Origin of the sequence: Streptomyces sp. NPDC046203 (assembly GCF_040646255.1) — a bacterium.
Classification (GTDB): domain Bacteria; phylum Actinomycetota; class Actinomycetes; order Streptomycetales; family Streptomycetaceae; genus Streptomyces.
Genome location: NZ_JBEYZX010000088.1, coordinates 1 through 9,433 on the forward strand (window position 1 = coordinate 1; position 9,433 = coordinate 9,433).

Here is a 9,433-nt window from a genome sequence, read left to right on the forward strand (position 1 = left end):
GCTAATCGGCGGCTGCGTCCGAAGCTCGAACGCGGATTCCTCATTTCGCAAGAAAAACAGAACGCATGACGGGACGACGAATCGACACCCTCAGGCGTAAGTGGTTCTTGCGGAATCGCTGTCCGGGGCCGACCGGGGCCGGTGCTCACGTCGGACAACTCGGAGAACCTTACGGACCAGGGAAGCCGGTGTCAAGCCCCGGCCGGGGCCGGTCGCGTCCCACACGCTGCGGCACGCGGTCACTGTCAGCGGCGGGTGTTTCCGTAGCGCCATGAGCACCGTGCACGACATCGCCGCCTGCCTGCCCGACCCCACCATCCTCCGCGCGCATCTGCGCGCGCTGGCCGTCCTGGACGCCGCGATCGGCGACGATCCGGAGTACTGCGGCTACCGCTTCGACCCGGCCTGGGGCCCTGGGGAAGAGGTGGCCCTGATGGACAACGGCTCGGGAGACGACTTCTCCGTCCTCTTCACCCCGGCCGGCGTGCTGATCCGCGGCTTCGACCACGAGTCGGTGATGAGCCCGTACGTGACGGATGACGAGGACGTATGGCCCGGGGTCATCGACGACGTACCCGCCGCGCTGCGCCCGCTCCTGGACGAGCCCGCCTTCCGTGACGAGGAGATCGACGCCCCGCCCGTCACCGCCTGTCTGTGGCGGGAGACCGGCGACACGGCCTGGCGTACCGGCGCGAACATCGACTTCCCGCCGGACGGCGCGGACCCGGACGGGTCGGGCTTCCTCTTCCATCTCCTCACCGACCGCTCCCCCGAGACCGTCCAGGAGCACTTCGAGGACCACTACGAACGCCGGATCCCCCTCGCCGCGATCCGCCACGTCCTCGCGGGGCGTCCCCTGACACCCACGATCACCGCGGCCCTCCATCCCGCCGTCTTCTCGGATGCCGCCCGCACCGTGCCCGACGGCTTCCTCCCGAGCACCGCAGACGAGGAGGCCACATCCTTCGAGCCGATGCTCGAACCTCCGACCGGCTGAACGCGTGTACCCGTGTATCGGCGCCCGAGGAGATCGTCTACGGCTCCGTCATCGAGCTCTGCGTCCTCGTGAACAGCCGGCCCCGCCCGAGTTCCTCTCGTTTTCGATCACTTTCCGCCGAGCGTGGTCGGTACCGGCCACTCCGGGGAGCGGGTCGGGATCACCGGAGCGCCAAAGAGGCAACAGGCAACACCGCCGAACCCTGATTTTCCAGACCCATGCCATGCCAGACTCGCTTTCGGATGCGAAGCGAGACGGTGCCGTCACAGTGGGTGTTCGCCATCGGGTTTCGTGTCGCCCGGTGATCGTCTGATGGCGACTCCCACGAGGGCTGACGGCTCTCGCGGTCACTGTTCAAAGGGAGGGTGATGATGAGCACGACGTTGCGTTTTGGTCCGGAACTTCGCCGTTTACGAGTGGAAGCCGGGCTGACTCTGACCGAGTTCTCCGTGGCGCTCAACTACGACAAGGGGCACCTCAGCAAGGTCGAGCGCGGGGAGCGTTCCGCGTCCCCCGAACTGGCCCGGCGGTGCGACGCCTTCCTCGGGGCGGACGGCGAACTGCAGCGCCTGGTGACCCGCCCCGACAGGGACTCCGAGCCGAGCGCTGTCGATTCCCCCGCCGGTCCGAGCCGCTGGCTCGTCGGGCGTCGGGCAGTCCTCTCGGCGGGTACCGGGGTGCTGGTCGACCTCGGCCTGAAACTCGGCGGGCAGGCCGTGTCCTCGTCCTCCGCCGACGCCCCTCTCCTGGCCCCCTACCGCATGCAGTTCGACCAGCTGCGCAAGCTCGGGCAGTCCACTGCCCCCGCCATCCTGCTGCCCCTGCTGGAGACACAGACCCGCATGATCGCCGGGCTGGCCTCCGACGCCCGGTCCGCTTCCCGTGCCCCTGCGCTCCTGCTTGCCTCGCGGTTCGCGGAGTTCACCGGCTGGATGGCCCAAGAAGCCGGTGACAGCGACGCGGCACTCGGCTGGACGGGCGAGGCCGCCGAGCTGGCGCGCGCCGGGGGCGATCCGTACCTCGGTTCCTACGCACTGGTGAGGCGCGCCCTCGTCACTCTGTACGGCGGGGACGCAACCGGCACGGTGAGTCTGGCCCGCCGCGCTCAGGGCAGCGAGCTCCCGCCGCGTATTCGGGGACTCGCGGCACAACGGGAGGCCCAAGGGCACGCGCTCGCCGGCAACGAAGTCGAGTGCCTCCGCAGCCTCGACAGGGCGCGGGAGCTGCTCGCCGCCGCCGACGCCCATGACGGCGCCGAGCCCGTGATCGGCACCTCCCATGTGAGTGATCCGGCAGCGATGTCGACCGGCTGGTGTCTGTACGACCTCGGGCGCCCCAAGGCCGCCGCCGAGGTACTCGACCGGGAATGCCGGCGCCTCCCGGCGCAAGCGCTGCGTACCCGTGCCCGGTACGGCTTCCGCAGGTCCCTGGCCCATGCCGCCTCCGGTGAAGTCGAGCACGCGTGCGCGATCGCCGGGGATCTCCTGGGAGTGATGCCGGCCGTGCCTTCGGCGACGGTGAACAGCGATGTGCGGCGTCTCGCACGGGAGCTGTCCCGGTTCCGGAGCAGTCACGCCGTACGCGATCTGCAGCCCGCACTGGCACGCGTCCTCGCCCCCACGCACGGCTGACAGCCGCTCCACGGCCCACATGGTCGTGAGCCGCGCGGCTCACCAGATCACGCGGTCCTTCTCACCTTCCAGAGCCCCCGATCTCCTGCGGGCCTTCTGCTTCCCGCCCGCCGTGACGCGTGGCACCCCGGTCTCTCTGGCTGCCTGCCATCGGTGACGCACCGGGCGACGCCTTCCATCCGCACGCCCTCCCGTGGACGCGCCATGCCGTCACACGGGCGGGACCCTACGGCGCGGCCGGACCGATTCCCCGGTCCACAGCCCGCGCCCGTTCACCCCGTCTCTCTTACGAAGGGAACCCCCTCATGCCCGACGTCTTCGTCAACTACCGCACAGGCGACGAGGAATCCGCCGCCACCATGATCGCCCGGGAGCTCTCCCGGAGGTTCGGCAGCGAGCGGATCTTCTTCGCCAGCAACTCGATCGATGCCGGACGCCGTTTCCCGGTGGAACTGGTCAGGGCGGTGGAGGGGTGCGAGGCGCTCCTCGCCGTGATCGGGCCGCGCTGGGCGGAGGTGCCGGGGGCCGACGGCCGCCCCGCCCTCGAAGCCGAGCACGACTGGACCCGCCGTGAGATCCAGACCGCGCTCGACCGCGGTGTGCTGGTGATTCCCGTGCTCGTCGGGAAGACCACGCGGATCGACCGCCTCGTCCTCCCGGACGATCTGCTGGAACTGGCGGACTGCCAGTACAGGCGGTTCGACCACCGCAATGCCGAATCGGACCTGACCGCACTCGGCGACACCCTCGCCCGGCTGCTGCCCGCGTTGGGCAGTGCCGACGGCGACGGTCACGAGGCAACGGAGCGGGCGGAAGCGAAGTCCCGCGAGAGGTCGGCCCGGGACACCGGTCACACCAGGATGCGGACGCGCGATGTCGAACAGCGTGTGCGGGGCGGCATCGGAAACCTCAACGGAGACCTGTCCGGAACCTTCGTCAACGAGCCGCAGGGGCCCGTGAACACCGGCCGGGGCCACCAGTACAACGCGCCGCACTTCGAGGGCGACAACACCGGGGTCCAGTTCACCGCCGGTGACAACAGCGGTACCGTCCACCAGCGCTTCGAGCGCGAGCGCCGGCGCTCGGACGACGGGCGATGACCGAGCAGGACCGCGTCACCGTCAATGATCCGCGCGGCCCGGTGAACAACGGCGAGGGACCCCAGTACGTCTTCTACGGCGCCGGCGCGGACTGGATGATCCGCAAAGGGGTCGAGCCGCTCAGGATCGCCCGTGAGGACCGGTTGCGCCTGGCCGACCGGTTCGTTCCCCCCAGCGGCTACCGGGTCGCCGCCGACCAGTTGGAGAAGCCGGGGTCGGTGGTGCTGCTGGAGGGGCGGCCCGGCAGTGGCCGCCGCGCCGCGGCGGTCATGCTGCTGCACGGGTTCGGCGAGGACAGCAGCCCCGACGGGGACGGTTTCCGGGTCGAGGAGCTTCCCGCCACGGCCAAGGACGAGGAAAGGCACGAGAAGCCGCTCGCACCCCGTGCCGGGGACCGCTTCCTCCTCGATCTCTCCGGGATCACCGACGAGGAGGAGTACGCCAGGGCCCAGCGCCGTCTGGCCGTGCACCGGTCGAAGGTCCAGGAGGCGGGGGCCCACATGGTCGTCGTCCTGCCGTCGGTCATGGAGCACGTCCACGCACCGGACTTCGAACTCCACACGGTGAAGCTGGGGCGCCCCCGGGGAATCGCCGTCGTCACCCGGTACCTCCGCATGGACCGGATGATCTTCTGCTCCACGGACCTGCAGAGCGCCGGCCTCCAGCGCCTGTACGACCGCTCCCCGATGCGCGAACTGGCGCGGCTCGCGGGGCTGGTGCGGGCCGCCCGCGACAGCGGTCGGTTCGGCACCGACTTCGCGGCATGGCTCGATCAGGCGATGCACGCGGTGACCGATCGCGCCGGTGAGGTGGGCCGGCAGATGGCCGAGATCCGCACGGCGCCCGACCGGGCCCTGCTGCTCGCGGCGGCGGTATTCGAGGGAGCTCGCGCCGACACCGTCTACGAGGCATGGCAGAGCCTGCTGAAGCCGGTGGGCCCTGTGGAAGGAAAGCCGGTCGGGTACGAGGAAGAGGTGGCCTCCGAGCTCGCGCGGACGGACTTCGGCGAGCGGTTGAACTCGCTCGGGATCGAGCGGGCCCCGGACGGACGGCTTCGTTTCGAGCGGCTGGCCTACGCCGACGCTCTGCGGACGTACTTCTGGGAGAACTTCCCCGGGGTACGCGGCCATCTCAAGACCTGGATCGGCCGTGCCGCCGGGCTGGACGGTCTGACCACCGACGACCAGGTGGATGTCGTCGTCCGCTTCGGCGAGCGGTCCCTGGCCGTCGGACGGCCCGACCACCTCTTCGACCTCGCCGTCAACTGGGCGGACCGGCTGCCCAAGGCGCCCGGCGATCCGCGCGCCGTGACGGCCCTCGAACTCGGCCTCAGTCACGAGGACCTCGGCGGATGGTTCCGCAGAAGGATGTACGACAGCGTCACGAGGCCCGGTTCCTTGACGGAGGGCCTTGCCCGTGTCCTGACCACCGCCTGTCACCAGAACCTCGGCGCGACACATCCGGAACAGGCGTTGGTGCGGCTCCACCACCTGGCCGTGTGGAAGGGAGAGGCGTCGCACGGGGCCCAGGAGGCGCTCTTCGACCTCGCCGGCCGCGACCGCCACCTCTACCGGCTGCTGATCGACCGCTTGCGGGACCGGGCGTGTCGGGAGCCACCCGAGACGAATACGCATCTTCGTCTGCTCACGGAACTGCTGCGGAGCGAGCGGGCGCCGGGCCCGCCTCACTGGCCGGACCTGTTCCTGGGCTGGAAGACAGTGCTCTCCCAACCGCCGGCGGAACTCTGGAAGCCGCTGGTGAGCAGCTGGCTGGACACCGCGGCGAACGACCATGCGCAGGAGATGGCGCTGAGGCTGATGGCCAGGGCGGCGCACGGCCGCACGGCCGCTCTCCACCGTCTCTACGTCATCACCTGCGACTGGGCACGGTCCGCGCGTCATCCGTCCCGGGCCACCGTCGCCGCGCTCTTCTGGCAGCACATCGACCACGCGCAGTATGCCCGCACGGAGAGCGCACCGTGTGCGGGCGCCGGATCACGCACCACGGAAGAGGAACGATGAAGCCCCGTTTTTCCAGCCTGCTGTTCGTCGCTCTCTGCGGCCTCGCGCCGGCTGTGCTCGGCAACCTCCTGCACTGGTCGGCGTGGTTGTGGGGTTTCCTGTCCATGGTCACGGTCTCCGGCTCCCTGCTGCTCGTGATGGCGGTTCTCAGCGGAGGCCGCGTATCGGCCGACCCGTACGAGTCCGGGGAACCCGAGCCGCCCGCGGCACCGACGGAGCAGCCGTACCAGGAGACACAGGTGATCGAGGCGGCACTGTCGAGCGCGACGGACGGCTATGACTTCCTCTTCTCGGCCACCGTGTGGTGGAGGCCGGTCTCCGACCCCGCCGGCCAATTCGACAGCACCTTCTCGGCCCTTGCCGTGTCGTCGCTCGTCAGCAGGGCCCAGGAGGTCGTCCACCTTGAGCAACCCGGCCGGGCGAGCTTCGCGCGGTACCTCCTGGAGGGGCAGTTGGGCATCCCGCTCCCGGACCCGAGCGGCCGGGTGAAGGCCATGGCGGCCGATGTGACGCTGACGCTCGCCCCCGCCGACCGCGAACGTCTGCGGAAGCTGAGCGACCTGCGCAAGGACGAGGAGGTATGGGAGTACGAACGTCAGCACGAGCGCAACAAGCGGCGCTACCTCGGTGACGACGTGCTCAAGAGCGCGGGCAGCGCGGTGGTGTGGTGGCTCGCCCGCAACGAGAACGACATCGAGAAGGCGGTCGACATGATCGGCCCGCTCGCCCAGGTCACGGCGGCGGCCAACAACGAGGAAGTGCCCGAGCTCTTCCGTCATCTGCTCGTCCCACCCGCGAGCAGGCGGTTCGAGGCGACTGTCGGCGGCCCGCTGTGGGACGGGGACAGCCGTGGAGGAGAGATCTTCGACCGCGAGGAGGAGGTGAAAGTCTCGGATCGCCTGCGCCTGTTGATGGCGCAGGCGGGCCTGAAGCCCGACATGGACAGCTACAGGGTGTTCGCACACCGCATGATGCGGTTGCTGAAGTCGGAGGGGCTGGACGAGGCCGCCGCCGAGATCAGGCGGGACTTCGGCCTGGAATCCGACGAAGATCCGGAGGCCCCCTCACGCGAGGGGAACTCCACGGGCCCCTGGCCTCCCCGCTCGCCGGCCCCCGAGGGAGCGCCGTTCGCGGATGCAGGCGCGGATGCGGATACGGACCGGGATGATGCGGACCGGGATGCCGGTGCGGGTACCGACCCGTTCACGCGATGGACGACGGAGACCGGCACGAACGACAGCAACAGGGACCCGTGGGACACGGGCGAGGACGACATGACGTCCCCCCACCTCTGGGACCCCTCGCACAGCCCGCAGCGGCCCACCGAACCCCCTACTCGCCCCGAGGACGACGAGTACAGGAGCTGAACGGGCAGACCGCCGGCCGACTCTTCAGGGCTTGGCATCCTGCGGAGACCGAGTAAACGGCAAAGGCCGTCCGCCCCGCGTCGCGGCGGGGTGGACGGCCTTTGCCAGGGTGGATCAGACGTTGAAGCGGAACGTCGAGTGCAGAGCTGCCACCTGCGGAATCACACTTCGCGAAGATCGAATCCAGCACAGATCCAGCACGGTGACGGCTTACCCGGAACCCCAGAACCTGAGCCATTGTGTACACACGAGACACCCGGTACGCTTGGGCGCATGACGCAGCCACTGCCCATAGAGTCCATCCGCGACGTGCGCGCACACCTGGCGGAGGTGGTGGAGCGTGCGGACCGCGACGACGTGCCCACAGTGATCACACGCCGAGGCAAGGAGGTCGCCGCCGTCGTCTCCATCGAGGTGCTGCGCAAGTACCAGGAATGGGAAGAGCGCGAGATCAACCGGATCATCGACGAGCGCATGGCCAACCCGGCCCCCGGCATCCCGATCGAGGACATCATGAGGGAGACGCTGGCGCGCGGTGAGTGACTACCGAACCGTCTTCCGCCCTGAGGCGCAGGCCGAGCTTCGGACGATCCCCCGTGACATGGCGCTGCGCATCCTGGCCAAGCTGACCGAGCTGGAGAGCGATCCCTTCGGCTTCCATACGACCGCACTCGTATCGCGGCCTGAACACCGTCGCCTGCGAGTCGGCGACTACCGAGTCGTCTACACGATCGACAACGGAGAGTTGGTGGTCTGGGTGGTTCACGTCGGACACCGCTCCACCGTTTACGCCACCTGACATCGGCTGATCCGGCGTCGGAATATCCAGCACCGATCCAGTGCGGCGACGAAGAAGGGGTCGACTCCATCGGGAGTCGACCCCTTCCGACCTGAACGCTTGGCGGATCACCCAGCGTCAGTAACAGACCGATCAGACGTTGAAGCGGAACTCCACCACGTCGCCGTCCTGCATGACGTACTCCTTGCCCTCCATGCGGGCCTTGCCCTGGGCGCGGGCGTCGGCTACCGAGCCGGTGGCGACCAGGTCGGCGAAGGAGATGACCTCGGCCTTGATGAAGCCCTTCTGGAAGTCGGTGTGGATGACACCGGCGGCCTCGGGGGCGGTGGCGCCCTTCTTGATGGTCCAGGCGCGGGATTCCTTCGGGCCGGCCGTCAGGTAGGTCTGCAGGCCCAGGGTGTCGAAGCCGACGCGGGCGAGGATGGCCAGGCCCGGCTCCTCGGCGCCGACGGACTGGAGCAGCTCCATGGCGTCCTCCTCGTCCAGCTCGGCCAGGTCGGCCTCCAGCTTGGCGTTGAGGAAGATCGCCTCGGCCGGGGCGACGAGCGCGCGCTGCTCGTCCTTGAAGGCCTCGTCGGTCAGCTCGTCCTCGTCGACGTTGAAGACGTAGAGGAAGGGCTTGGTGGTGAGCAGGTGCAGGTCGTGCAGCAGCTCGGCCTTCTCCGAGCCCTGGACGATGCCCTGCGAGAAGAGGGTGTCGCCGCGCTCCAGGATCTCCTTGACCGCCTCGACCGCCGCGACCTTCGGGCCCACGTCCTTCTTGATCCGGGACTCCTTCTGGAGGCGCGGCAGGACCTTCTCGATGGTCTGGAGGTCGGCGAGGATCAGCTCGGTGTTGATCGTCTCGATGTCGTCCTTCGGCGAGACCTTGCCGTCGACGTGGACGACGTTCTCGTCCTTGAAGGCGCGGATGACCTGGCAGATGGCGTCCGACTCGCGGATGTTCGCCAGGAACTTGTTGCCCAGGCCCTCGCCCTCGCTCGCGCCGCGCACGATGCCCGCGATGTCGACGAAGTCGACGGTCGCCGGGAGGATGCGCTGCGAGCCGAAGATCTCGGCGAGCTTGGTGAGCCGGGGGTCGGGCACGCCGACGACGCCGACGTTGGGCTCGATCGTGGCGAACGGGTAGTTGGCCGCCAGCACGTCGTTCTTGGTCAGGGCGTTGAACAGGGTCGACTTGCCGACGTTCGGCAGGCCGACGATTCCAATCGTGAGCGACACGGTGGCGACTTCCCTAGAAGCAGTGGATGCGAATGCCCCCAGTTTACGGGCGCACGGAACCGGGCCCCGACGGCGCTCTTCGCGCCAACGTCACCCAAAGGGCGTGTCCCGAACCCGGTATCCGGCCCATTCCGACCTACGTTGGTGGTGTGGAGCAGCAGCACAGGACACGTAAATCGCCGGCCCGCCGCCCCGCCGCGGGCCGGCCGCAGAGCCCCCCGGCCCCGCCCGGCGCCCTCGTGGAGGGCGCGGCGGTCTACCGGGTCGCCGCGAAGCCGCGCCCGGGCCGGCCCCGGG

At 69.3% G+C, this 9,433-nt stretch carries 8 protein-coding genes; 7 read left to right on the forward strand and 1 reads right to left on the reverse strand.

All coding sequences use genetic code 11. The annotated features are described in order from the left end of the window. The first annotated feature begins 271 nt into the window (after positions 1-271). From ABZ990_RS30845 to ABZ990_RS30875, 7 genes are all read left to right on the forward strand, one after another. Positions 272-997, forward strand: coding sequence for a hypothetical protein (locus tag ABZ990_RS30845; RefSeq protein ID WP_361238820.1), 726 nt, complete (start codon positions 272-274; stop codon positions 995-997). A 371-nt stretch (positions 998-1,368) separates the two neighbouring features. After that, entirely contained in the window at positions 1,369-2,628 is a 1,260-nt protein-coding gene (locus tag ABZ990_RS30850) for a helix-turn-helix transcriptional regulator (protein WP_361238839.1), read from the forward strand. Positions 2,629-2,933: 305 nt separating this feature from the next. Next, entirely contained in the window at positions 2,934-3,728 is a 795-nt protein-coding gene (locus ABZ990_RS30855) for a toll/interleukin-1 receptor domain-containing protein (protein ID WP_361238823.1), read from the forward strand. Next, positions 3,725-5,749, forward strand: a complete 2,025-nt coding sequence (locus ABZ990_RS30860; protein WP_361238826.1) for a hypothetical protein — start codon at positions 3,725-3,727, stop codon at positions 5,747-5,749. The genes ABZ990_RS30855 and ABZ990_RS30860 overlap by 4 nt, the downstream gene beginning before the upstream one ends. Further along, positions 5,746-7,116, forward strand: a complete 1,371-nt coding sequence (locus ABZ990_RS30865) for a hypothetical protein (RefSeq protein WP_361238829.1) — start codon at positions 5,746-5,748, stop codon at positions 7,114-7,116. Before ABZ990_RS30860 ends, ABZ990_RS30865 begins: the two co-directional genes overlap by 4 nt. A 273-nt stretch (positions 7,117-7,389) precedes the next feature. Further along, entirely contained in the window at positions 7,390-7,659 is a 270-nt protein-coding gene (locus tag ABZ990_RS30870; protein ID WP_019434848.1) for a type II toxin-antitoxin system Phd/YefM family antitoxin, read from the forward strand. Continuing rightward, positions 7,652-7,915, forward strand: coding sequence for a type II toxin-antitoxin system RelE/ParE family toxin (locus ABZ990_RS30875; RefSeq protein ID WP_361238833.1), 264 nt, complete (start codon positions 7,652-7,654; stop codon positions 7,913-7,915). Before ABZ990_RS30870 ends, ABZ990_RS30875 begins: the two co-directional genes overlap by 8 nt. A gap of 132 nt (positions 7,916-8,047) precedes the next feature. Here the strand turns inward: ABZ990_RS30875 and ychF are convergent, their stop codons facing one another. Continuing rightward, on the reverse strand, positions 8,048-9,136 hold the full coding sequence (ychF, locus tag ABZ990_RS30880) for a redox-regulated ATPase YchF (RefSeq protein ID WP_361238836.1): 1,089 nt from the start codon (positions 9,134-9,136) through the stop codon (positions 8,048-8,050). Positions 9,137-9,433: the final 297 nt, after the last annotated feature.

Coding starts and splice junctions, on each gene's coding strand:
- ABZ990_RS30845 (WP_361238820.1), top strand. CDS start 272: ATGAGCACCGTGCACGACATCGCCGCCTGCCTGCCCGACCCCACCATC.
- ABZ990_RS30850 (WP_361238839.1), top strand. CDS start 1,369: ATGAGCACGACGTTGCGTTTTGGTCCGGAACTTCGCCGTTTACGAGTG.
- ABZ990_RS30855 (WP_361238823.1), top strand. CDS start 2,934: ATGCCCGACGTCTTCGTCAACTACCGCACAGGCGACGAGGAATCCGCC.
- ABZ990_RS30860 (WP_361238826.1), top strand. CDS start 3,725: ATGACCGAGCAGGACCGCGTCACCGTCAATGATCCGCGCGGCCCGGTG.
- ABZ990_RS30865 (WP_361238829.1), top strand. CDS start 5,746: ATGAAGCCCCGTTTTTCCAGCCTGCTGTTCGTCGCTCTCTGCGGCCTC.
- ABZ990_RS30870 (WP_019434848.1), top strand. CDS start 7,390: ATGACGCAGCCACTGCCCATAGAGTCCATCCGCGACGTGCGCGCACAC.